A 24,593-nucleotide genomic window follows, 5' to 3' on the forward strand; every position below is an offset into this window, starting at 1 on the left:
CGTTAATCAAGAGTTGCGGAAACTGCTTCCGGCCGATGCCGTGACTTCAGCAACCGCGCCGTTTCGTCCCATGTCGGTCCGAGCGCCTGACGCGCCTGCCGATAGGCGGGGAAAAGCCTTGCGTAGAGTTGGACCAGTTCGGAATCGGGCGTTTCGGCCTGGCCCAGAAGCGGCGTCACCCATTCGGCGATGCACGTCTCCATGTCGGGATAGATACCGAGCGCGACCGCCGCCATCATCGCCGCGCCGGCCGCGCCCGCTTCCTCGCGCGCGGAAATGCGCGTGGGTGCGCCGACTACCGCACCGAGCACGCCGCGCAATGAACGCGAACGCGTCGCGCCGCCCGTCAGACGCAACTCGTCCGGCATCGGCAAGCCCATCGACGTGTAGCAGTCGCGCGCGGCCATGCCGAGTCCTTCGACCACTGCCCGGAACAGATCCGGGTAGCGGCTTTCGCTCGTCAGACCGATGAAATCGGCACGCGCATTGGGGTCGACGAACGGCCCGCGTTCGCCCGCATCGGAGATATAGGGGTGATAGAGCAGCGCACCCGGACGCCCGGATTGCAGCCATCCGTCGATGCATTTCATCCTGTCGGCGTGCGAAAGGCTCGTGCCGAACTGCTTGAGCAGATCGCTGGCGAGATTCAGGACCCAATCGACGTTCAGCGTGGCGGCCATGTTCGATTGCACCTGCGCCGACATGCCCGGCAGCGGCAACGCGATCACATAACCCGTGCCTTCCGCGTTCAGATGCACGTCTTCGTTGCGGGTCGCGCGCATGTGCATGCCCGTCGAACCGACGATGGAGCAACTGGCGCCCGCCGCGCCTTCGGTGTGAATGCCCGCGCCTAACGCGGTCAGCACGATATCGACAAAGCCGAGACATACGGGGGTGCCGTGCAGCAAACCCGTCGCCGCTGCCGCTTCAGCGGATAGCGGATGCGTCGTCTGGGTGCCGTCGACGATCTCGGGCAACAAGCCGCGCCAGCCGCTCAGACCGAGCGCTTCGATCACCGTGTCGTCATAGCGGCGCGTGCGGAAGTTGCCGAAGGTGAAGCTCGCTTCCGAGGGATCGGTCGCGCGCACGCCGGTGAGGTTCAGATACAGCCAATCCTTGCAATGCATCGCGACTTCGGCGCGTTCCAGCACGTCCGGCGTCGTCGCTGCCATATGAGCGATCTGCGCCGCCTGGCTGCACGCGGCAAGCCCGGTGCCGGTGGCTTCGAAGCGTGCCCAGCTCGCCGGGCCTTCCTGCAATCGCCGCACCGTGCTCGCAGCGCGGGCGTCGAGCCATAGCCACGCGTCGCTTGCGGGCCGGTTGCCCGCACCGACCAGCCACGTGCCGTCGCCTTGGCCCGTGACGGCCAGTGCGCGCGTGCGCTGCGCGAGCCCTTCGACCTTCGCGCCGAGATCGCGCAAGGTCTGTGCGCAGTCCAGCCAGGTTTGATCGAGCGACTGGGTCGCCGCGCCGTCGGCATTCGTGAAGTAGCGGTTCGGCACCGAGGCGACGGCGATCTGCCGTCCCGACAAATCGAAAGCCACGGCCTTGATGACCGATGTGCCGGCGTCGACGCCGATCAGCAGGTCGCGTGTTTCGCCAGCCATCACTCGGCCTCCGAAGCGGAGGCTTCGTCGTTCAGCGCCAGCGCCGACGCTTCGTCGGTGATGAGGCCGCTCAGGAGGCCGCTCTTCAGCACGGCGCGGATCGCCGCGATCTTCGACGCGCCGCCCGCAATGGCAACGATGCGACGACCTTTGAGATCTTCGAGGTTGGGTGCCACGGTGCGCGCCGCCAGCGACGTTTCGACGGACTCACCATCGGCGCTGAAGAAATGCCCCAGCACTTCGCCCTGGCCGCCCATGTCGTGCACTTCCTGGATCTCCGCCGGCTCGATCATCTGCGAGGCGACCAGCTGCGCGTCGGCATTGACCGACCCGATCCCGACGACCATCAGATCTGCGTGCGCCGCCAGCTCGAACACTTCCCGCGCGCCGCGCTGCGACAGCAGAACTTCGCGATCCTCGGCGGTATTGGCGAAAAACGGCAGCGGCATTACGTAGGACACCGCGCCGGTCTGTTCGGCGAGGCGATGAATCACGTCGTAAGGATTGGCCGTGTACTTGCGCGTCACGCCGCCGAGCAGTGAAACGAATCGCACCGTGCCGGCGTCCATGCGCGGAATGTTTGCGACGGCGGCGGCCAGTGTGCGGCCATGCCCGATGCCGATCACACCGTCCTGCAGCGTCAGAATTTCTCGCTGCAGAAACTGCGAACCCGCGAAACCCAAGGCACGCAACGGCAATTCGCCCTCGTTGAGTTCGGGAACGACTTCGCAATAGCTCAAACCATAGCGTTGCGCCAGGCGGGCTTCGAGTACGGCGCACTCGGCCACATCGCCGTCGATGGTGAACTTCACCGCGCCGCTCTGGTTGGCGCGCATGATCAGCCGATGCGCCTTCAGGCTGGTCACCCCGAGACGAGAGGCAACGTCGGCCTGCGTCTGCCCGGCCACGTAATGCAGCCACGCCGCGCGGATCGCAAGGCTGTCCTCGGCATCGCGCCTGTCGGCGGATTTCGTCATGTCGTCTCCGTGAACACGTTAAAAGTGATATTTTTTTAACGTGCTGAAATTTTTTTCAGTTCAACCACGATAGGCATCCCGATCGTCGATTACCATCCGCTATAACCCTGGGCTAAGCACTGCGGCGAGAGAGACCGGACCGGCCCTGCTGCAGCGCAATAAAAAATGGAGACACGATGGAGACGTATCTGCTGGGTATCGACAGCGGCTCGACGGCCACGAAGGCCGTCGTTTTCGACACGTCCGGACGCACCGTGGCGGTCGGAAGCCGACGCGTCGAGCAGTTGCAGCCGCGCGCGCGCCATGTCGAGCGCGACATGCAGGCGACCTGGGACGCGGCGTGCGCCGCCATCCGCGACGCCGTCGGCCAGGTTCCCGACGGCTCGATCGAAGCCGTCGGCGTGACCGGACACGGTGACGGGCTCTATCTCGTCGACCGCGCCGGTGCGCCGCTCGGGCCAGGCATCCTGTCCCTCGACAGCCGCGCGTTCGACGTGCACGAGCGATGGCGTGAGGAAGGCGTGCTGGACAAGGCTTTGGAACTGACGGGGCAACGACCTTATGCCTACGCCGCCGTCAGCCTGCTGAAATGGATCGAACTCAACGAACCGGAGCGGTTCGCGAGAATCGGTCACGTGCTTTTCTGCAAGGACTGGCTGCGCTCATGCCTGACCGGCGTGTTTGCCACCGATCCGACCGAAGCGAGTTCGTCTTTCACCGACGTCAATACGCAGGCCTACAGCGACGATGTCATGGCGCTTTACGGCCTCACGCCGATCCGGCGCGCGTTGCCGGACATCGTTCCGTCTGCTGCGCAGGCGGGTCGCGTCACCGCCCTCGCCGCTGCGCTGACCGGTCTGAAGGAAGGCACGCCCGTCGCCTGCGGCATGCACGACGTCACGTCGAGCGCGGTCGGCATGAGCCATACCGAGCCGGGTGTGCTGTCGGTCACGGCGGGCACGTTCAGCATCAACGAGATACTTTCCGATCGTCCACGGCTCGATCCGCGATGGTCGTGCCGCAACGGCACGCGCCCCGGCCAGTGGATGAACATGTCGATATCACCGGCATCGTCCAGCAACGTGGACTGGGCATTGCGCGAGCTCTTTCATCACGAAGCACAGGAAGCCGCCCGAAGCGGCAGGTCGCTGTTCGATCTGATCGGCGACGAAGTGCAAGCGGCTTTTGATGAGCCCAGTTCCGTGATGTTTCACCCGTTCCTGTTCGGCTCGCCGTTCGAGCAACCGGCCAGCGCCTCGTTCTTCGGCATGCGCTCATGGCATCGTCGTGGCCACCTCGCGCGCGCCGTGCTCGAAGGCATGGTGTTCAATCATCGTTGGCATATCGAAGCATTGACGAAGACCTTTCCCGCGCAAAAGGCGGGACTGACAGGCGGAGGGTCGTCGAGCCCGTTGCTCGCGCAATTGTTTGCCGATGTGCTCGGCCTCGAGATCGATATTCCCGAGAATCAGGAAGCCAGCGCGCTCGGGGCAGCGCTCTGCGCCGGCGTCAGCGCAGGTGTCTTCTCGTCGCTCGCCGACGCCACCGCGCGTGCCTGCCGGGTGCAGCGCACGCACACGCCGGGCGCACAGCAGCACGCCCGGCTCGACAAGGCGTATCGGCTCTGGACGCAACTCGCCGCCGCCATTGAACCCCTGTGGCCGGCGCTCGACCGCTCGACCACCGCGCACTGAAACCGGAGAAAATCGATGACCGAACGACGCCGCGATTTCTTTCTGGACCGGCTGCGGCAGCACCCCAAAGTCAGCGTGTTGATCGTTGGCGGCGGCATCAATGGAGCGGGCCTGTTTCGCGACCTGTCGTTGCAAGGCGTGGACTGTCTGCTGATCGACAAGACCGACTTCGCCTCCGGCGCAAGTTGCGCGCCGTCGCGGCTCATTCACGGCGGCGTGAAGTATCTCGAGACCGGCGAATTCCGATTGGTCGCCGAGTCCACTCTCGAGCGAAACCTGTTACTCAAAAACGCTCCGCATTTCGTGTTGCCGCTCGAAACCGTCTTGCCGATTTATTCGTACTTCGGCGGATTGATCGCGTCCACGTGTCGATTCTTCGGCATGAAGACAAAGCTTGCCGATCGTGGTGCGATCATCTCGAAGATCGGGCTCGCGTTATACGATTTTCTCGGGCGGCACGACCGCACCATGCCGAAGCATCGTTTCGCACTCAGAAGGCGCTCCCTTGCGTCGATGCCGCTGCTCGATCCCGCCATCAAAGCGACGGCCACGTATTACGACGCCAAGGTGACGCACGCCGAACGTCTGGATTTCGAACTCGTCACCGACGGGCTTGCAGCGTGTGAACAATCCGCAGCGGCCAATTACGTGAGCATCGATCATGCGGAAGGCAACGTCGTCTGGCTGCGCGACCTCGTGACGGAGTCGCTCTACGCCGTGGAGCCTGGTGTCGTGGTCAACGCGGGTGGCGCGTGGATCGACAGCGTGAATGCGTCGCTCGGCATCGACCGGACATATATCGGCGGTGCCAAGGGATCCCATCTGATCGTCGAGCATCCCGAACTCCACGCGCAATTGCAAAACCGCATGGTGTACTACGGCTCGAAGGACGGGCGCATCTCGCTCGTTTATCCCTTCATGGGCAAACTGCTGATCGGATCGACCGATATCCGCGTCAGCGACCCCGACCGGGTGCGATGCGAAGACGATGAAGTTGCCTACATGCTCGGCGTATTGCGCGAGGTGTTCCCTCGTGTGGTACTGAAAGACTCGGATATCGCCTTCCGATACAGCGGCGTGCGCCCGCTTCCTCATTCCGACGCCGCCAGTCCGGGCGATGTCAGCCGCGATCACGTGATGCACGTCGACAGTCTGCCGGGCACGCTCACTCCCGTGCTCTCGCTGGTGGGCGGCAAGTGGACGACATTTCGCGGCTTCGCCGAATCTGCCGCCGACGATACGCTCGCCCGCCTTGGACGTTCGCGCACGATCGACACACGCCACGTAGCGATTGGAGGTGGTCGCGAATTTCCAGGCGATGCAAAGGCGCGCGCCCAGTGGATCGACGATGTCGTCAGGCGTTTCAATGTTTCGGCTGCGCGAGCCGAGACTCTGCTTTCACGCTACGGGACGACGGGGTTCGAGATCGGGGCGTTCTGTGCGCATGCGCACGACGCGCACCCTGACCTGCCGCTCGCCAACGAAGCGAGCTATACGACGGGTGAGATTCGTTATCTGTGCGCGAACGACATGGTGACCCGCCTCGCGGATCTGCTGTTCCGGCGCACGACCCTGGCAATCTCCGGGCATTTGACGAATGCCCTGCTGCTGGAAGTCGCTCAAATAGCAGCGCAGACGCTGCGGTGGGACGCAAACCGGACGCGGCAGGAGATCGATGCGACGCGCGACGCCGCTCGCGAACGCCACGGTGTCGTGTTTACCGATGTCGAGGCATCCCGCCAGACGGTTGGCTGACGGGCTTTCTGACGACCCCGATGGGTCAGGCCTTCAGCCGGGCGAGGCGCTCCGATTTTCCCCGCACGCCTCGCGTGCCAATGTCCGGTCGCTTTACTGACCCGACAAATAGAATGCCTGGTCGCGTTGCGGCGTCACGCCGACGATGGTGAGCTGGCTGTTGACGACCGTCGCTTCGACAGGCACCGACACGTTGTTGAGAGAGCACGAGGTGCCCGTGAAGTTCAGCGTACCGTCGAGCAGATGCTTGCCGGTCGAGCGCGGCTTGAAGCTGCCGGTGAACGTGCAGGCGCCTTGTGTGCCCGTCGCCGTGCCGTCCGCAGCAAACGTGATCGTCGAGCTCGGCGCGACGCCCGAAGCGCTGCTCCACGTTCGCGCTACGTCGCCGAGAGCAATCGACGTGTCATACGTTGAGTTGTAGTTGCCGTTGAAGCCCGTTGCTGTCGTATCGGGAAGGACGTAGAGGCTCGTCGTCGCGGTGAACGCACTCTTGCTGGTGAAGTTGCCCGTCAGCGTCCCGGCGCGAATCGCGCCCGAAAGACCGAAGCCGACCGATGCAGAATCGGTAAACGCACCGTTTGCCGACGACATGAAGCCCTCGATCATCCAGATGAACGATCCGCCCTGCGTGTAGACGCTGTAATACTGTCCCGATTCGAGGACGATCGTTTGCGCCGCGAAAGACTGCCCCGAATTTGCCGAACCGTACCAAATCCCTTCCGGCAGTGCGTACGAGGTGTTGGGGACACACGACTTGGACAGATTGTTGAGGTCGGTCGTGCAGGACTTGCCGTCGCCACCACCGCCGCAAGCGGCAAGTACGGGCAGGGTCAACAGCATGAGCTTCGGGAGCAGTTTCATGAGTGCGTTTTTGTTATCCTGAACTTCTGAGTGAGTACAGGCCGCCTTTTTTTTACGGCGAGCCGACAATCAGATAACGGACCATTTCTAGAAAACTTTAGGCACTCAAACAGGGATCGCTCAGGCCGGATGTGACACAGCGTGGCTTTGCAGACGCGGCCCTCTTCACGGGCGGATGGCAACGTGATTTCGTAGTTAAGAGCGCACGCGGAGTGGTTATGGGGCCTGGATTCAGTGCGCCGTTACCGCCGATCTGATGTACGTCGAACCCACGCCGCTGTCTGCCAGCGGGCCGCGAACCGCCAGCCTGTTTCAAGGCTGGCGTTGCTCATCCACGGATCAGGGTTAGCGCTTACCGCGGCCGCCAGCGGGTTTGCCGGCCGGCTTCGGTGAACCTGCAACTGATTTGCTGGCGGGTTTGCTGCGTGGCTTTTGCGCGCTGAATGGGCTACCGCTGGACAAGCTTGTGCCTCTCGCCTCGGCCGCACTGCGCTGCGCCGCAGGCTTGCGTTTGTTTTCGCCAGTCTGCGGGCGAGGTTTTTTGCCGGGCACGTGCGTGCCACCCGGCGCAGCTTGCGGCACTTTGGGCTTCTTGGGCTTTTTGGGTTTCTTGATGATCTCGCCCGTCGCGCTAGTTTGCGGCACGCGGTGTTCGGCTTCGAAACCCGGCTCTTCTTCACGAGGCAGCGTTTGCCGGATCAGCGCTTCGATCGCGGCCAGTTGCGGCGCTTCATCGGCACACACGAGGGACACTGCCACGCCGCTGGCGCCCGCGCGGCCGGTACGGCCAATACGGTGCACATAGTCTTGCGCGACGATCGGCAGATCGACGTTGATCACCAGCGGCAGGTCGTCGATATCGAGCCCGCGCGCCGCCACATCGGTGGCTACCAGCATGCGGACTTCGCCCGTCTTGAAGCGCTCCAGCGCACGCAGGCGGGCGGGTTGCGGTTTGTCGCCGTGGATGGTGTCGACCGAATAGCCCGCTTCATCCAGCACGGCCGCGAGGTAATCCACGCCGTTACGGGTCTTGACGAACACCAGCGCATGCTCCCAGTGGTTCTCAGCCACAAGGTGCATGAAGAGGTCGGGCTTGTTCTTTTTATCCACCGGTATCACCCACTGCTTGATCTTGCTGGCCGTGGCATTGGGCGGGCTGACGCTGATATTGACCGGGCTGTGCAAAATGCCCGCCGCCATCACGCGGATATCATCGGTGAACGTGGCAGAGAACAGCAGGGTCTGGCGCTGAGCGGGCAAGGCAGCAAAGACGGCGTTCAGTTCGCGCTCAAAGCCAAGATCCAGCATGCGGTCGGCTTCATCCAGCACCAGCGTTTGTACCTGATCGAACTGCACTGCGTTCTGGCGATGGAGATCCAGCAAACGGCCCGGCGTGGCAACGAGCACATCCACGCCTTTGCGCAACTTCATCATCTGCGGATTGATACTCACGCCGCCGTAGGCGGCCAGAAAGCGCAAGTCGAGGCCTTTGCCGTAATCGACAAAGCTTTGCAGGACTTGTTCGGCCAGTTCACGCGTAGGCACCAGCACCAGAACACGCGTGCGGTTGCTCGACACCGCCGGACCGTGTTGCACTAGCCGTTGCAGCAGCGGCAGCGCAAAACCCGCCGTTTTACCGGTGCCGGTCTGTGCCGCAGCCATCACGTCCTTGCCGCTGAGCACAGCAGGAATCGCCTTGGCCTGCACTGGCGTCGGTGTCTGGTAATTGAGGTCCTGCAGATTGCGCAGCAAGGGATCGATCAGGCCCAGCGAGGCAAAAGACATTGGCGTATTCCGGGCTAAAGCCGCAATTCTAGCGGTTACCGCCTGATTGCGCCGCGCAGATCGATGGTCGAAAATTTCTGCCTCGATAGGGTGATCCAGGCAGCGTTTCGCAACGTTCGTATCCGGCCGCGCACTGCCTGATACGCTATGCAAACGCGCTTGATTTCAGCCAGCGATTGATCGGCCGAAGACGACCCATGTCAGAAGAAGCTAGCGCCAAAAACGCAGCCAACCCGTAGCGTTCGACGGGCCGGCCGCTGATGCGTCGGTGGCCTTCTTTCCACACAACATGTCCACTATCAGGTACGCACTGCATTCCCTACACACGGACGTTGGGCATCGCCCTGTTGTTCGGAATCGGGCGATGTCTTGAGCAAATCGGTCCCACTAGTCTCCGGCAAGAAGACGGCAGCACAGAACGCAATGGCATAGGCGCAAAGAGCGCATGCACCCATCGCCGTGCCGAGTGACAAGGAAGCAGCAAGGAGCCCCACCGTCGCAGGAACGATCGAGCCGAAGCCGCGGCCACCGCCGAGGCAAAAACCCTGGCCACTGGCCCGAATGTGGGTCGGGAATAATTCGGCGAAGGTTGGCAGCATGCCCGACGCCAAAGCGGCCTGAAAAGCGCCCAGAAAGAAACTGAGCACGATGGTAAGGGTGGCACCTATCGGTGCGAGCAGATAGAGCGCGACATTGGCCGCTTGCAGCACCAGGAAAGTCATGAACGCCGGTCGCCGGCCCACACGGTCTGACATCCATCCGTAGAAAAACGGCCCGACAAGGGAACCCAGGATATTCAAGGCAAGATAGCCGGCACTCGTCCCGACCGAAAGATGTAAAGCGATGCGCAGATAGGTCGGCAACCAGGTGATCATCACATACGCGCCCCCGTAGATTCCTGTCGCCATGACCACTGCGGCCATCGTGCGGCGCAAGTGAGCCCGGGCAAATATTTCCCAGAACGGCGTCGGCAGTACCCCGCGCTCAAGCGCCGCCTTCGCGTCGGCGTACGCGCCCGACTCGGGCACCAGTCGACGGATAAATAAAATCAACCCGGCCGGCAAGATACCGATAGCGAAGAACACACGCCAGCCAATCTGCTCGGGGAACAGCGAGGCTATGACCGGCAATAGCGCAACCGACATGGCATAGCCAAGGGCATAGCCGCTTTGAACAGAAGCAGCGACACGGCCACGCAACGCCGGCCGGATGACTTCGCTGATTAGCACGCCACCCACGGCCGCTTCGCCTCCATAACCCAGACCCTGCATGACACGGATGCCGAACAGCATCGGAAACGAATTAGCAAACGCCGCTGCAACGGTGAAGATACCGACCCACAAGATGGTGAACTGCAACACCCGGACGCGCCCGATTCTGTCAGCAAGAATGCCCGCGCCCCAGCCGCCGATGGCAACCCCCAGGAGCGCTGCGGTGGCCAGATAACCCACCTGCGGGTGAGTCAACCCGAGTGTTGCAATCAGGGCCGGGATCACCAGCGAGAAGATAGTCGCGTCCATCGAATCAAGGCCAAGCCCGGCGAAACACGCCCAATATGTACGCCGCTCAACAGGCGTGAGATCAGAGTACCAACCTAGACGCATTTTTCTCCTCTCCGATACAGTGAGACCGCTCTCGATGCTGTGGCCGATTTCGAACCAAGCCCTGGTTCGCACGTTAGCGAAGAGGGATTCGGCCAAGAATATCGGGTTAACCACAAGCTATCCGCTCGGTGTCCGGCTTTCCCCCATTCCGCCAACAGTTCAGGAAGACCACGAGCGCGCGTGGAGGCCCGACCGCAAAGCGTCCAACCGATTTTTTCCAGGTGTGGGGAGCGGTGTCCGCAAGCTTTCGCCGCATGACTGCCGATAAGCAAATTAGATGGGATGCACGCAAAATCGTAGTGACCTTTGCCACCACGTCGATTTTGCATCGCGCTTCAGGCCGGTGCAGTACGCATAGGCGCACAGCGGCCCGCAACGCGCTTGAATCGCGATTACAAATGGGGCTTTGGTGATTACCGTCGCATCTGAATTTCTTTTCAAAAATCCGATTGAAATAATATAGTAATATGACAAACGGTTAGTTTAAAGAAAAGCAGAATCCCAGTAAATTATTTCCTCAAATGAAAATCGAGTGTCGTGCATCTGGCCAGCAAACGGAGTATTTCAGTTGAATCCATATTTCTATCGCTTTTGCACTGATTTATATCCAGCTGAACAGCGATTTGAAGTTTGGCGAGACGAGATCAATGCGATTTTCGATGTCGATATCGAAAAGTCGTTAGCACCGCGCTTCAATTACGATCTATCCACGGGTTATGTAGGCTCGCTTCTGGTGGGCTGTGGCAAATGGGCCGGCCAGAGGGAACCGGTCGCCTACGGCGTGAAACGATCGGCGCCCATGATTCGCCGGGACGGTCTCGATCATTTTTATCTGTGCCTCGGTATCACTCATTCATTGTCGGGCTACGCGGCGCGCACGCCGATTCATGCCGAAGCGTCGAAAATCTACGTGCTCGATCTTGCGCGCGAACTTGATTCGGAGATCGTTGCTGGCGACACCATGATCCTGACGATCGCGCGTGATCTGCTAAGCCCGCAGGTGAGATCCGCCGATCTGCACGGCGCGATCCTGCAAGGTCCGTTGGCCACGTTGCTAGGCGATTATCTGCTGGCCCTGCAGCGCCAATTGCCCCACCTGTCGCCCACCGACATGCCCCACGCCGAGCAGGCGACGCTTGCCATGGTGTCGGCAGCGCTCGCGCCGAGCGTGCAAACACTCGCAGAAGCCGAAGTCGAAATCGATCGGACTGTGATGCTGCGCGTGCGCGCGTACATTGACGCGCATCTGAAGTCGGCGGACCTGACGCCATTGCAGATTTGCCGCGACGTTGGCATTTCGCGGGCGCAGCTATACCGTCTGTTCTCTCGCGAAACAGGTGTTTCCGCCTACATCCAGCGGTGCCGTCTCGAGAAAATTCGCGAGGTTCTCGAAGCAGGCGGTGCGCGCAAACAGCGCTTGTCGACGCTGGCGTTTCAATACGGCTTCAAGAGCGAATCCCATTTCAGCCGCAGCTTCAGGCAGGTATTCGGCTGCTCGCCGAGTGAGGCGCGTGAGCGCGCTACAGCGCGCGATTCTCGCGCGTCGGCATCGCGTCACACAGCCGGTCAAGCCGGATCATTGCGCGACGTACTCGATCGGATGACCCCGTGAGTGTGCATTGAGACGCACAGTCAAGTTTTGGAGACGCCGGGGCAAAAACGCGTCGCGCCTATTTGCTACGATCCTTTCGCCTGATTCATCGGCCGATTGACGCTTCGAGGGTCGATCGTCGGCCGATATGAGCAGCCGCTCGAGCCTGCGCGGATCGGGCATGGCAACGCGTCGACAAGCGCCTCACCCAGAAAACAGCTTGAACGGTCGGCGCGCATTCGCAACGGGGATCGGGGATCGAGAATGACGTACCGCCAACTCGCGGCATGGGCCGTACTGGCCTTGACAGCGTGTGCGCAGAATCCGTCGACGAGTCAGATGGTGCGGATTTGCGACGACCGGGGATGTGCCGACCGACCGAAGAATCAGACGAACCTGAGAGCATCGGATACAGAGCCACAAGCGGACACGGACGGGCGCATGGCAGCGCTCAAACAGGCCGGGGAGACCAACCCACGCGCGGCCTACGATCTGGGCCTTCGATATTTTCGAGGCGATGGTGTGCCACAAGACAGCTACCAGGCGCTGGTCTGGATGCGCAAAGCTGCTGAACGTGGAGACCTGCCAGCACAAAAAGCACTGGGGAGTTTCTATCTTTTCGGCCTTGAGGAGATGGGCCCCGATCCGCGCGAAGCAGAAAAGTGGCTGTTGCTCGCGTCCGGCCGTGGCGATCAGGAGTCGACGAAACTGCTCGAACAGGCGCGAGCCGCTAAAAGAGCCGATGAAGACGACTATCGCTGGCTGAATGAATCGCGCGCGCTTTATTACAGCTACTGGAATTCGGGCTACGCATATCGGGGCCAGTGGCAGGAACGCACGTGGCACTGGTATTGAAGCGCGTGCGCTTCATGTCAATCGATCCGCTGGCAGTGCCCAGTCAACCCTTCGTCAAAACATCACGCACAGAACTATGACTCTCAATTCAAACCATACGGGTGTTCGGCGCACGTTCGCGCTGGCTTTGGTCGGATCCTTGGTCGGCACACTGAGCGCCTGCGGGGGCATGGTGTCGACCGGCGGTCAAAGCGCGGGCGTGTCGGGCGCGGCTGGCGGCGCGGTGAGCGCGGGCGCGGACGAAACGCTCGAGCGTTGCACGGCGCCGCTGGGCACGATCGCGGTCGATGACGGGCGCAACGCCGACTGGTTCGGCCCGTTCGGCAGCGCCACCCAGGTCACGACGATTGAGCCGCTGTTGCGTCTCGCCGTCCAGCAATCCAACTGCTTCGTCATTACGTCGATCGGCAATCAGAAAACCGATGCGCGGCTCTCGCGCATCACGTCGCTGCAACGCAATTCCGGCGAATATCGCGCCGGCTCGAAACAGCAGAAAGGCCAGCGTGTCGCGGCGGACTACTACATGGAACCGCAGATCGTCATCAACGATTCGGCGATTGGCGGCGTGACCGGCGTGTTGGGCGGCCTCGTCGGCAGCAGTGCGTTCGGCAAGATTGCGGGCGGCATGCAGACGAAGGCGTCGGTTGTCACGTTGACGCTATTCGACGTGCGCTCAGCGGTGCAGATTTCAGCGGCCGAAGGCAATTCGACCGCGACCAATTATGGCGCGGCATTGGCGGGTATCGGCGGGACGGGCGGTGGCGGTCTCGGCGGTTTCTCGAAGACACCGGAAGGCAAGGCGACTGTCGCCGCATTTATCGATGCGTACAACAAGATGGTCGTCGCGCTACGCAGTTACAAGGCGCAGGACGTTAAAGGCGGGTTGGGACGCGGCGGCCAGTTGCAGGTGAATTGATCCAGCGTGAGCGGCGCTGCGTGCATCGCTCGCTCGAGCGGCCGGATGTATGCATCTGCGTGCGGGCTGACCGCGCTGTTCGACAAGCCGGGCGGCGGCGAACCAGTTTCGAAACAGCCGTAAGAAGAAAGTCGACAAACCCTCACGACGCAACGTGGTGACGACCACCGGGTTCCCAACGCCGATTTCAATCGATACACCCGCCCGCGTTGCAACGATTGTCGCGGAGCGCACGCGCGCGGGTATCTCAGGCGATGGCCTTCTACGCTGCGGCAACCTGCTCGCGCATGCGACGGGCTTCGTCGCGCAGGAACTGCTGGTAATCGTCCAGATCGCCGTCGAAGGGTTCGACGCCGCCCTTGGTGACCAGCCAGAACTCATCGCATACCGCGCGCAACAGAGCCCGGTCGTGACTGACCAGCATCACCGTGCCTTCGAATTCGTTGAGCGCCATCGCTAGCGCTTCGCGTGTGGCCAGGTCGAGGTGGTTGGTCGGTTCGTCGAGCAGGAGCAGGTTGGGACGCTGCCACACGATCATGCACAACACGAGCCGCGCCTTTTCGCCGCCGCTCATCGTGCTGACCGCCTGATGAACCATGTCGCCACTGAAGTTGAAGGTGCCGAGGAAGGTGCGAAGCGATTGTTCGGTGCTGCTCTGGCCGGGGGCGCGCATCTGCGGCGGCGTGTCCCTGGCAAGGCGGATCATGTGTTCCATCGGCGTGTCGAGCGGGCGCAGCACGTCGAGCTCCTGCTGGGCGAAGTAGCCGATGTTCAGGCCCTTGCCTTCGCTGATTTCGCCTGCAATCGGCGCCAGCGAGTGCGCCACCGTCTTCACCAGCGTGGACTTGCCCTGGCCGTTGGCACCGAGAATGCCGATGCGCTGCCCGGCCAGCACGGAACGGTTGATGCCCCGCACGATGACCGTGGGCGGCGTGCCCGGCAGTGCGTCGGCCGGCGCGGGGTAGCCGAAGCTCGTGTCCAGCATCGACAACAGCGGGTTCGGGACGTTGAGGGGCTCCTTGAACTCGAAGTTGAACTCCGCATCGGCAAGCACCGGTGCGATCTTCTCCATGCGTTCGAGCGCCTTGACCCGGCTCTGCGCCTGTTTCGCCTTCGAGGCCGTGGCCTTGAAACGGTCGATGAATTTCTGCAGGTGGGCGATCTTGTCCACCTGCTTGGCCATCGCGGCCTGCTGCAACACGAGCTGCTCAGCGCGCATCTCTTCGAACTTGCTGTAGTTGCCGCCATAACGCACGAGCTTGGCGTTGTCGACGTGCACCGTCACCTGTGTCACCGCGTCGAGGAATTCGCGGTCGTGACTGATCATCACCAGGGTTCCCTGATAGCGCTTGAGCCACGCTTCCAGCCAGACCAGCGCGTCGAGGTCGAGGTGATTCGTCGGCTCGTCGAGCAGCAGCAGGTCGGACGGGCACATGAGTGCGCGCGCCAACTGCAATCGCATGCGCCAGCCGCCGGAGAAACTGTTGACCGGCTGGCTAAGCTGCTCGGCACTGAAGCCAAGTCCCAGGATCAGCGCCTGAGCACGTGCGGGGGCATCGTGTGCCCCGGCGTCGTGCAGGTTCATGTAGGCGTGCGCCATACGCATGCCGTCGTCGTCGGCCTCGGCGGCGGCTACTTCGGCCAGCGCGGCCAGCAGCACAGTGTCACCCTCGACGACGAAGTCGGTCGCGCCCTGCTCGGTCTCCGGCATGTCCTGCGCGACCTGCCCCATCTTCCATGCAGCGGGAATCGAGAATTCGCCGCTATCTTCGTGCAGCGTGCCGTTGAGAAGGCCGAAGAAGGACGACTTGCCGGCGCCATTGCGGCCGACAAGACCGATTTTTTCGCCAGGGGTGAAGGTGACGGACGCGCCGTCGAGTACGACATTGACGCCGCGGCGCAGGGTGAGATTACGGACGGAAATCATAAGGAGCTACTTCGGAGAGGAGTGGCATGATAGCCGACCGGGCGTCCAGGGCTGCCTTTTTTCTGGGCAGCCAACACTTTGTGGCACTAACCGGCCACAAAGCGCGGCGAGCCCTGGCGCACCGGCTGCGCCCCGAAACGGATTGCCCGCGCGGCCTGTCAGCGGCCCTACTCACTCGCCTTGGTGGCGCGCAAGCCTCATCCGCGGGCGGCGAAAGTGACCACTATCAGCGCGGAAAAGACTAGCGCCGGCGCGAGATGCCGGAACGGCTCGCGGTTTCGTAGCAGCGTGAAGAGCACCGCGATCATGATCGTAGCGGCTAGCGTCAGACCGAAAACTCGGGTTTGTTGTCCAAGAAGAAGTGCCGCACTGAACAGCTCGAGAGCACCACAGAACAAACGCAACCATGGCGGGTAACCCCAGCGTGCGAAGTCGCTCTTCACCGCGCCGCGTCCTGCGAGGTTGACCACCCCGGCAATAGCGAACAGAACCGCTACGATCGCCGCGAGAATCGATTCGAAAGACGCACTGTTCCACGCCATCGTCATGATCCGCGGACTTGCTGAAAGTGGTTCTTTACCGAGAGGTCCGCAATCAGGCCGGGGCTCCGAGGTTCCCACGCAAGAGCCCGCCGGGCATGCTGGCCGCTTACCGTCTGGTCGAGCGCCAGTGCGTCGGCGAACGGTCCAAGCGATTTGCGAGCATCGTCGAGCGGCCAGAATTCGACGCGATCGGCGTCGACGGCGGCCCGAATCGCTTCGCCCATTTCCGCAACGGCAACGGCGTCTTCCGCGACCACGTTGAAGGTCTGTCCCGTGACCCGACCGTCCCCGCTTCCCGCCCGCTCAACCGCGCTTAGATATGCCGTAGCCAGATCATCGACGTGCACGGCAGGCCAGTGGTTGCGACCATCGCCGACGAGTCTCACATTGCCAGTCTGACGAACCATGCCGGCAAGCATGCCGAAAACGCCGCCGCCATAGCCGTGCACCATCGCCGGCCTGAGGATCACGGCGGCAATCGAGCGGCTCGCTGCCAGCGCCTGCACATGTTGCTCCACGGCGGGTCGCCAGGCGACGAGTGGTGTCGGGTTCAGCGCCGATGCTTCAGTTGCGGATGCCCCCTCCGTATTGCCGTAGACCCAGGTGCCCGACGTATAGACAAACGCTGCGCCTGGATGCAGATGCGAAAGCATCGCCTCAATGGCGGCCGCGTCGACAGCCGCGGCGGAAGCATCGTTGGTCGATGCCATGTGCACCACGCCATCAGCGGCGCCGGCAGCCGCCGCGAAAGACGCTGGCTCACGCAAGTCACCGCCATGCAGCTTCACCCCGAGACCTGCCAGTGCGCCTGCGGCCGCCGAGCTATCCTGGCGTACCAGCGCCGTTACCTGATGGCCGAGGCTGATTGCCTTGCACGCCACCGCTTGCCCGATAAAGCCCGTACCGCCTGTGATGAAAAGGTCCATAGCGCTCTCCTCGATGATGGCCTGCGAAGTTGATAAGTCACACGAACGAGACTTGTCGGTCTCGTTTCGTCAAATCTAAACGAGACTGACCAGTCTTGTCAACTACTCGGTGATCTGTTATTTATCTGAAATGAACACGACTTCTCTCCCCGACCTGAGCCCGCTGCAACGCCGTAAGCGGACCGCCATCCTCGACGGCGCGAAAACCGTTTTTCTAAGCCAGGGTTTCGGCCTGGCAACGATGGACGATGTCGCCGCGGCTGCGGGTGTCGGCAAACAGACGGTCTACCGTCACTTCAAGTCCAAAGAGGCGCTCTTCGTGGGTCTGGTGAGTTCGATGTGCGCTCAGGTGGGCGGACTTCTTGCCGGCGCTCAGGACAAGCAATCGGATGGATTGCCTGAAGTCGAGTTGCGCGAGCTGGGATGGGTGTTGGCACCCATCCTTATCGCGCCGGATTATCTGCGGCTTTACCGGACGATCGTTGCTGAGGCCGAACGTCTTCCGGAACTCGGTCAGGTGTTTTACGAAAATGGGGCAAAGGTCGTGCGCGCCTTCGCCGCAAAAATTCTGCAAAAGAAATTTGACCAATCGACGGCTGCGTTGCGAGCGGCGACATTCGTCCAGTTGGTGCTCGGCGACGCGTATCTGGAACTGTCGATTGGCTATGCGGTGCCGGATGTCGAAGCGCGCTTTGCGTTGCAGATTGAGGAGGCGGTGGCGGCGGCGCTTCGTTGAGGAGCGCTACATAGGAGGTCCTTATAAAAAGAGCCGGACATATAGTCCGGCGCAAGACAAGCCTATCGACTTTTTTTGAAGCGGTTTACAGCTCAATTCTCTGGTGCTGTCCGGGCACCGCAGACACACAGGTCATTGTCGCGCTAACCGCGCAGGGTCATATCTCCAGACCCTCTTCCGCATCGACCAGTTCGGCGATGTCGTGTACGTCCACCGTGCAGCCGAGCTTGTTTTTTACGCCATGTCCCCACGCCTGCACATGCGCGCCGGGGCTCAGGTAGGCGATCAGTTCGGCGGCCGCGTGCGGCGGCATACGCAACGACGTGCCGTCCTCCAGCAGTGCGCCGCGCAATTCGCCCTTCGGCCCGTAAAGCGCCATCACCACTTCGCCTTGCACCTCCATCGGCGCGCCACCGTGGTGTCCATGCTCATGCTTCGCGTCATGTCCATGATGATGCGGTCCTTCATCGGCGATCTCGACACCTTGCTTCGTGGTCAGCGCGACCGCTGCGATCATCGTGACGTCGCGTGGCTTCACACCGCGCACGCGCACGGTGTCGCCTGCCGTCACGTTGCGGGTCACCGACTTGCCCAGATGCGGAGGGAAATGGACTTGCTGCTGCGTGCCGTCGGCGTGTTCGAGAATGAAACCGTCGGCTTCGCCGTGCGAATTCAACAGGAAAAGCACGACCTTGCCGCGCGTTTCGAGTAGGCAAGCGGGATCGATCCAATGCATGTTGTCACTCCTTTTCGGGTTTATCGAGGCAATTTGTCGTAGAGAACGGTGAGTTTGCCGGGCGTGCCGAAGGCAGTCGCCTGGAACGATTCGCCATACCGATTGCGCGTACCGTAGCCTTGCGCGGCGATCGTCACGCCCGGTTGCAGCAGATCCGCAAACTGCATGGCGGCAGGCGGCGTGAGTTTGATGACAGTGCCGTCGTTCAGAAGGACGCCATCGGGTTCGCCGCGCGGCGCGCTGGTGACGCGGAGCACTCGTCCTGCCGCGTTTAGCTTCACCAGTCCGATGCCTGCCAACGATCTCGGTAAGCGCTGCGCGTCGTCCGGTGGCGGCTGATCGGCAATACTGCGACCGTTTCTGGTATCGACGATCTGGCTCGCTTGCAGCGCGCCGCCCGGTTGCGCGAAGCCGCTCGCGGTGACCTTATCGCCCGCCGAAATCGAACCTGTTACCTGGGCGCCGACATGCGGCGGAAAGCGCACCAGCGTGTTACCGGCGAGCAGCATGCCGTCGACATCGCCTTCCGGATTGATCAGAAAGCGCTGCACGACGCCGCTCACATTCGCTGGTGCGCCGGCACCCGGCGCGGGTGGCGCAGGTGGTGCGACGCCATTCGGCGGGGGCGCAGGCGCAACGCCCTGCGGCGGTGGGGCCGGCGACAAGGCACCATTGGGCGGAGGTGGCGGCGCCATGCCGGGCGGCGCCGGTGGTACAGGCACGCCGGCGCTCGGTGGAGGCGGCGGCATCGGAGCGGCATTTTGCGGTGGAGGCGCAGGCTGTGCGGCGCAAGCCGCGGCGCCCGCGATTACCACGACCGCAGTCACTGCGCGCGCGATCGGATTGAAAAGTTTCACTGTCAGACTCCTCGGGCTGCAATGTCGTGCAGGAGTCTTTGCAATCGCTATGCCACCGCGGTATGCCTTGCTGGATGAGGCTTGTCGGCTGAAACGCAGGGACTGGCTGTCGACCCGCTGGACAAGTGGTGTCAGTTAGCTGGACACCATGGCGGGCGATCGAAGCATGCCTAACCGATTTTGTACGCGGCCATCTTCGTATAAAGCGATTGACGGCTGATACCGAGCCGGCGTGCGGCTTCGGCGCGATTGCCCGCGGTCTGCTGAAGCGCGCGTTCGATGGCGTCGCGCTCCAGCCGCTCAATCGCTTGCGGCAGCGGCAGGTCAAGCAGCGCGCTTGAAATCTCTCTAGCCAACTCGCGCGGCGCGCTTAGAAAAGCCAGGTCGTCGTCGGTCACAAGCGGGCCGCGCGCGAGCGCCGCGACGCGCTCCATCGCATTCTTCAACTCGCGCACGTTGCCCGGCCACGCATGGGCGAGCAGACGCCGCTCTGCCTCGCTGCTCAGGCTCCGCGCCGGGCCGCCGAGCATCGCCGCGGCCCCGAGAAAGTGCGAGGCAAGCGACAGGATATCCTCAGGGCGCTTGCGAAGCGGCGGCAGATGAATCGGAATCACGTTAAGCCGATAGAACAGGTCTTCGCGAAACGTGCGCGCGGCCACTTCCGCCACGAGATCGCGGTGTGTCGCAACAACGATTCTCACGTCGATGGCTATATTCGCATTGCTGCCGACTGGCGTCAGCGTGCGCTCCTGAATCACGCGCAGCAGTTTGGCCTGCATAGGCAGCGGCAGATCGCCAATTTCGTCGAGGAACAGCGTGCCGCCATTCGCCTCGACGATGCGCCCGGCCCGATGCGCCACCGCGCCGGTGAACGCGCCTTTCGCGTGGCCGAATAATTCGCTTTCCATCAGCTCCGCAGGAATCGCCGCGCAATTGATCGCTACGAACGGGGCGTGCCGACGCCCGGACGCATCGTGCAACACCCGGGCGGCGACCTCCTTGCCGGTACCGGTTTCGCCTGTAACCAGCACGGTCGAATCGGTGGCGGCGGCGCGGCCAATCTGCTTCTGCGCGTCACGCAACGCCTCGCTATTGCCGAGCAGGCGCGGCGTCTCGGCATCCGCGACTGACTCGTTCGAAGTCGACGATTCCGCGCTTGATGCGGCGCCGTTCGACGCGTCGATTTTCGTGAGCAACGTCGCAATTGCAGCGCGTCCGACTGGCTTCGTCAGATGCTCGAAAGCGCCGAGCCGCATGGCGTGGATAGTGTTCTCGCTGGTGGCGAAGGCGGTCAGTACGACCACCGGCAGCGCCTGGCGCGCAGGCAACGCGCGCACGCGCTCGAGCACGTCGATGCCGCTCATGTCCGGCATCCTGAAGTCGAGAAACATGCAGTCGAACCGCGCGGTGCCTGCCAGCAGGGTCAGCGCATCGTGACCGCTGCGCGCTTCGGTGGTGTCGTGCCCCAGGTCGCCCAGCGTTTCCGCGAGGCTCTCGCGAAACGCATCGTCGTCGTCGACAATCAGGATGTGCGCCATGGGATCTCGATCACAAAACAGGCTCCGCGCTCACGCGCTTCGTAAAAGGCGCTGCCGCCATGCGCAGCAGCGATTTCCCGGACCACCGCGAGGCCGAGCCCAGAGCCGCCGGCGTGGCCCGTCACGAACGGTTCGAAGACCCGTTCACGCTCGGCGGGCGGCACGCCCGGGCCATCGTCGACGACTTCGATCCGGAGTGTCCTGCTTGCGTCACTTGCACGCAGCATCACATGACCGTCAGACAGCGTGTGACGCAGCGCATTGATGATCAGATTGTCGATCGCCCGCGCGAGCTGGTCCGGGTCGAACGAGGCCAGGTCGGGCAGCCGGTCGGCAATGTCGAGTGTGAGTTCGATGCCGGCATGTGCCGCTGCATCGTGATGCCATTCAATGCGTTCAGCCAGCCAGCGGCGCAGTTCGATCGGAGCGACGTCAATCCGCATTGGCTGTGTCAGTGCGAGAAGGCCCGAAAGTTGGCGCTCGACCCGCTGGATCTGTTCGAGGATCACGGCCAAGGCCCGCTGTTTGCGATCCACGTCGCCGTTCAGCGCGTTTTCCGCTTTGAGCCGCATAGCGCCAATCGGATTTCGGATTTCGTGCGCCATCTGCGCAGAGAAACGACCAATGGCGGCCAGGCGCTCCGCCGCCGACAGTTGTACGTGTAGTTCGCCAGCCTCCTGCTGCAGCGATGTCGCGCGTGTACCGTATGCGTTGAACGCGAGGACGATCTTGTCGAGGTCCGGTTCGCCGGTCGGCGCGATCGGTACGAACGGATCAGTGGGCTGACTGAGGCTTGCCTCGACGCGCGCGAGATTGGCGCGCCAGCGTCGCAGCAGGATGCCAAGCACGATGGCAATGCCGACGATTACTGCCAGCAGCACCGCAAGCCCAGTGACGAGCGCCTTGCCCGACGGTCCGAATGGTGGGTGCACGCGGGACAGCGTCCAGGCGAACAACCCCTCGCGTCGGGCCACCGGACAGGCGGTGACGATCACGGCATCCTGCTGACCCTCGACGAACTGCGATGTCGCCGCGCGGCTGGCTACAGCGGCACGCAGCGTGCGCAGAATCAGCGGTGTTTCCGCGTCCGGGATGTCGCGCTTGATGCCGCTGCCCTGATAGGTCGGAAAGGCGTACGCATCGAAGCTGCCGCGCGGACCGCCCTCCGCCGGGCGCCAGAAGCCGCCTTCGACGCCGTCCATTTGCGCGAGCACGATATCGAGGATCGCGTGCATCAGGTCGGTGTTCGGCGCGCCAGACGGCGGCGGATGCGCTGCCATTCCGGTCGACGGATTGGAAGGAACACTGGCGGAACCCGGCACGAATGGTTTTGAGTCGGGCGCGCGGTCGATCGACAGGTCATAGCGCGAGCCAATCGTCTCGCAGCCCGCAAGTCCTTGCTGTCTCGCAAGTCCGATCTGCCGTCCAAGATTGGCTTGAGCCATGAACCAGACGAGGCCAATCAGTGCCGCGCACATGACCGCGACCATTAGCCAGAAGACGACGAGCTGGCTGGCGAACGAGAGGCGGCGAGGGGCTACGGTCATGAATAGGCCGGGAGGGGTAGAGCTAGAGCTTAGCAAAATCCCGGCCCGAGGCTGGTGTGGTTGGCCCGCCTGTCTGACGCTGTCCAGACACCAGGCACGCCATGTCAGCGAAATGGACATCTGATGCTCCTCGCTCATGAGGTCCCGCTCGCCGTCCAGCCAGCCTCTTGCCTAGTCGCGATTCGACAATTGGCGGCGGCCCCGCGTGCCGCTCTGTTCCGCCCGAGCCAGTCCGGTAACCACGGACCGAATGGCATCCAACTTGCTCAAGCCCAGCACCGCCGACGAGTCGGCTCTTCTTAAGGCATCGCAGGCTTTTCAGTTGCCACTGTCGATGGCGGTGTTGCTAACTGGCGTTTCCAGCGCCTCGAAGACAGTTGGTCGCCTGTATTGATAACCGAGCCTGCGGATCGTCGCCTGGTCACCGATACCTTTGATCCGCGACAGGTACCGACAGGTAAGTGGGTTATGCGGGCAAAGGTATTCGGAAAGAGCATCGATGCTGTAACTGCAAGCCTGGACGGAATGGAGGTTTCGATGCAACTGGTCGATAGCAGTTCAGGTCTCTGGCAAACGAAGATTCCAGTCCCCTCCAGCGCGGGGGGCGACAGGATCGACGTCAAGGCGACCACGTCCGACGGACGGACAGGATCGGACGCTGTAGGAGTGATGACGCCTTCGAGCGCTGTCCGACGCACAGGCATCAATGCGACGTCCGGGACGGATGCGCACGCGGTGGGCGAATGGGCTGACCACGGGCTGATGGGTTCCCAGCTGGGCCCGAACAAGAATGGTCGTCACTGGTGAAGTCCACCCGTGCGCTCGAAGCGCTCAATTTCTTTATGGCCGACGTCCAGGCTGGCATCGGTCCGTTCCTGGGCGTATTCCTCCAGGCGCGCGGGTGGAATACGGATGCGATCGGCACCGTGATGACGATCGGCGGAATTGCAGGTGTGCTGGCTACGTCGCCAGCCGGTGCGCTCGTTGACGCCACACGGCACAAGCGCGGCCTGATCGTGGTAGCCGGCATCATGACAGTGCTGGCGTCGTGCCTCGTCTGGATCTCGCAGCACTACTGGGCAGTCGCTGCCTCGCAGGTTGCGACGGCGATCACCGGGGCCGCGCTGGGGCCCGCCATGGCGGGCATCACTTTAGGGATGGTGCGCCAGCGCGGATTCGACCATCAGTTTGGTCGAAATCAGGTGGCCAATCATGCTGGAAACGTTCTTGCTGCCGCGCTGTCGGGGTGGCTAGGCTGGCGTTTTGGATTGGGCGCAGTGTTTGCACTTAGCGCTGCGTTCGGGGGACTGTCCGTCATCTGCGTACTGATGATCCGCCGTGACGCGATCGACGACGATATCGCGCGAGGCTTGAGCGCAGATCGCCCGGCGGATGAAACCGACCGGACAAAGAAAGACCGCGACACACAGGCGGGCGCGAGCGGATTTCGCATTCTGCTGCAATGTCGTCCGCTGCTATTGCTCGCCGCGGCACTTGCAATGTTTCATTTGGGCAACGCAGCCATGTTGCCACTTTATGGTCTTGCAATCGTCGCCGCACATCAGGGCAATCCAAGTGCGTTCACGGCCGAAACAATCGTGGTGGCGCAACTGGTGATGGTCGGCGCCGCAGTCTTCGCCAACCGGCTCATTCGCTGGCGCGGCTACTGGTGGGTCATCCTTCTGACGTTCCTCGCATTGCCCCTTCGCGGCGTGATCGCTGCGTCCGTCATTCACGCCTGGGGTGTCTGGCCGGTCCAGGCGCTTGATGGCATCGGCGCGGGACTTCAAAGCGTAGCCGTCCCCGCACTTGTCGTTCGGCTACTGGAGGGAACCGGTCGCGTGAATGTCGGACAAGGTGTCGTCATGACAGTCCAGGGCGTCGGCGCGGCGCTGAGTCCGGCGCTCGGCGGCGTACTTGCCCAGCACTTCGGCTATCCCGCTGCGTTCGTCGCACTCGGGGCGGTTTCGACTGGATCCCTCGCGCTATGGCTCTGCTTCCGTAGGGGTCTGAGAGAAGCTTGCCGAAGTCGCGAAGATGTCCGCGACACAGTCGGAACCGCCGATGCCGCTGCGCCAGCGATCCTATGCCACGAAGATCGCCAGCGTTCTTCCGCTCGCTGAAACTCTATAAAGTCCC

At 62.6% G+C, this 24,593-nt stretch carries 19 protein-coding genes; 7 read left to right on the plus strand and 12 right to left on the minus strand.

What is annotated here, in order from left to right; translation table 11 throughout:
* Positions 1–2: 2 nt before the first annotated feature.
* Positions 3–1,607, minus strand: a complete 1,605-nt coding sequence (locus tag FQ705_RS04925; protein WP_144138294.1) for an FGGY-family carbohydrate kinase — start codon at positions 1,605–1,607, stop codon at positions 3–5.
* The gene (locus FQ705_RS04930; RefSeq protein WP_144138295.1) at positions 1,607–2,584 is read right to left on the minus strand and encodes a sugar-binding transcriptional regulator; all 978 of its coding nucleotides are present in this window, start codon (positions 2,582–2,584) and stop codon (positions 1,607–1,609) included. The genes FQ705_RS04925 and FQ705_RS04930 overlap by 1 nt, the downstream gene beginning before the upstream one ends.
* A 176-nt stretch (positions 2,585–2,760) precedes the next feature.
* Between FQ705_RS04930 and FQ705_RS04935 the strand changes: the two genes are divergently transcribed.
* On the plus strand, positions 2,761–4,278 hold the full coding sequence (locus FQ705_RS04935) for an FGGY-family carbohydrate kinase (RefSeq protein WP_144138296.1): 1,518 nt from the start codon (positions 2,761–2,763) through the stop codon (positions 4,276–4,278).
* A 15-nt stretch (positions 4,279–4,293) separates the two neighbouring features.
* Positions 4,294–6,033 (plus strand): glycerol-3-phosphate dehydrogenase/oxidase, encoded by a 1,740-nt coding sequence (locus FQ705_RS04940; protein WP_144138297.1) that lies wholly within the window; start codon positions 4,294–4,296, stop codon positions 6,031–6,033.
* Between the two features lie 93 nt (positions 6,034–6,126).
* Here FQ705_RS04940 and FQ705_RS04945 read toward each other — a convergent pair whose 3' ends face one another.
* The 3 genes from FQ705_RS04945 to FQ705_RS04955 all read right to left on the minus strand — a co-directional run bounded on the left by FQ705_RS04945 (position 6,127) and on the right by FQ705_RS04955 (position 10,379).
* Entirely contained in the window at positions 6,127–6,894 is a 768-nt protein-coding gene (locus FQ705_RS04945) for a hypothetical protein (RefSeq protein ID WP_144138298.1), read from the minus strand.
* Positions 6,895–7,239: 345 nt separating this feature from the next.
* Entirely contained in the window at positions 7,240–8,679 is a 1,440-nt protein-coding gene (locus FQ705_RS04950) for a DEAD/DEAH box helicase (RefSeq protein WP_144138299.1), read from the minus strand.
* A 299-nt stretch (positions 8,680–8,978) separates the two neighbouring features.
* The gene (locus tag FQ705_RS04955; RefSeq protein WP_260854391.1) at positions 8,979–10,379 is read right to left on the minus strand and encodes an MFS transporter; all 1,401 of its coding nucleotides are present in this window, start codon (positions 10,377–10,379) and stop codon (positions 8,979–8,981) included.
* Between the two features lie 703 nt (positions 10,380–11,082).
* Here FQ705_RS04955 and FQ705_RS04960 point away from each other — a divergent pair.
* From FQ705_RS04960 to FQ705_RS04970, 3 genes are all read left to right on the plus strand, one after another.
* A complete protein-coding gene (locus tag FQ705_RS04960; protein ID WP_260854392.1) occupies positions 11,083–11,895 on the plus strand; it encodes a helix-turn-helix domain-containing protein in 813 nt (270 codons plus the stop codon).
* A gap of 243 nt (positions 11,896–12,138) precedes the next feature.
* Positions 12,139–12,729, plus strand: a complete 591-nt coding sequence (locus tag FQ705_RS04965; RefSeq protein ID WP_144138301.1) for a tetratricopeptide repeat protein — start codon at positions 12,139–12,141, stop codon at positions 12,727–12,729.
* Between the two features lie 76 nt (positions 12,730–12,805).
* A complete protein-coding gene (locus tag FQ705_RS04970) occupies positions 12,806–13,645 on the plus strand; it encodes a hypothetical protein (RefSeq protein WP_144138302.1) in 840 nt (279 codons plus the stop codon).
* A 262-nt stretch (positions 13,646–13,907) separates the two neighbouring features.
* Here FQ705_RS04970 and FQ705_RS04975 read toward each other — a convergent pair whose 3' ends face one another.
* The 3 genes from FQ705_RS04975 to FQ705_RS04985 form a co-directional block, all read right to left on the minus strand.
* Complete coding sequence (locus FQ705_RS04975; RefSeq protein ID WP_144138303.1) at positions 13,908–15,572, minus strand: ABC-F family ATP-binding cassette domain-containing protein; 1,665 nt, start codon at positions 15,570–15,572, stop codon at positions 13,908–13,910.
* A 197-nt stretch (positions 15,573–15,769) separates the two neighbouring features.
* The gene (locus tag FQ705_RS04980) at positions 15,770–16,120 is read right to left on the minus strand and encodes a DoxX family protein (RefSeq protein ID WP_260854393.1); all 351 of its coding nucleotides are present in this window, start codon (positions 16,118–16,120) and stop codon (positions 15,770–15,772) included.
* Complete coding sequence (locus tag FQ705_RS04985) at positions 16,117–17,040, minus strand: NAD-dependent epimerase/dehydratase family protein (RefSeq protein ID WP_144138304.1); 924 nt, start codon at positions 17,038–17,040, stop codon at positions 16,117–16,119. Before FQ705_RS04985 ends, FQ705_RS04980 begins: the two co-directional genes overlap by 4 nt.
* Positions 17,041–17,170: 130 nt before the next feature.
* Here FQ705_RS04985 and FQ705_RS04990 point away from each other — a divergent pair, with 130 nt between their 5' ends.
* Positions 17,171–17,776 carry a TetR/AcrR family transcriptional regulator gene (locus FQ705_RS04990; protein WP_144138305.1) on the plus strand — a complete coding sequence of 202 codons (606 nt, stop codon included), beginning with the start codon at positions 17,171–17,173 and terminating at the stop codon, positions 17,774–17,776.
* 157 nt (positions 17,777–17,933) lie between these two features.
* On the opposite strand, the gene FQ705_RS04995 is transcribed toward FQ705_RS04990, so the two are convergent.
* The 4 genes from FQ705_RS04995 to FQ705_RS05010 form a co-directional block, all read right to left on the minus strand.
* A complete protein-coding gene (locus tag FQ705_RS04995) occupies positions 17,934–18,512 on the minus strand; it encodes a hypothetical protein (protein ID WP_144138306.1) in 579 nt (192 codons plus the stop codon).
* Between the two features lie 20 nt (positions 18,513–18,532).
* Positions 18,533–19,075, minus strand: a complete 543-nt coding sequence (locus FQ705_RS34400; RefSeq protein WP_260854394.1) for a hypothetical protein — start codon at positions 19,073–19,075, stop codon at positions 18,533–18,535.
* Between the two features lie 464 nt (positions 19,076–19,539).
* Positions 19,540–20,907 (minus strand): sigma-54-dependent transcriptional regulator, encoded by a 1,368-nt coding sequence (locus tag FQ705_RS05005; RefSeq protein ID WP_144138308.1) that lies wholly within the window; start codon positions 20,905–20,907, stop codon positions 19,540–19,542.
* Positions 20,892–22,454 carry a sensor histidine kinase gene (locus FQ705_RS05010; RefSeq protein ID WP_144138342.1) on the minus strand — a complete coding sequence of 521 codons (1,563 nt, stop codon included), beginning with the start codon at positions 22,452–22,454 and terminating at the stop codon, positions 20,892–20,894. The genes FQ705_RS05005 and FQ705_RS05010 overlap by 16 nt, the downstream gene beginning before the upstream one ends.
* A gap of 803 nt (positions 22,455–23,257) precedes the next feature.
* Between FQ705_RS05010 and FQ705_RS05015 the strand changes: the two genes are divergently transcribed.
* Positions 23,258–24,577: an MFS transporter gene (locus tag FQ705_RS05015; RefSeq protein ID WP_144138309.1), complete on the plus strand. Its 1,320-nt coding sequence runs from the start codon at positions 23,258–23,260 to the stop codon at positions 24,575–24,577.
* The last annotated feature ends 16 nt before the right edge of the window (positions 24,578–24,593 follow it).

The organism is Paraburkholderia sp. BCC1884, from assembly GCF_900996225.1.
GTDB lineage: Bacteria > Pseudomonadota > Gammaproteobacteria > Burkholderiales > Burkholderiaceae > Paraburkholderia.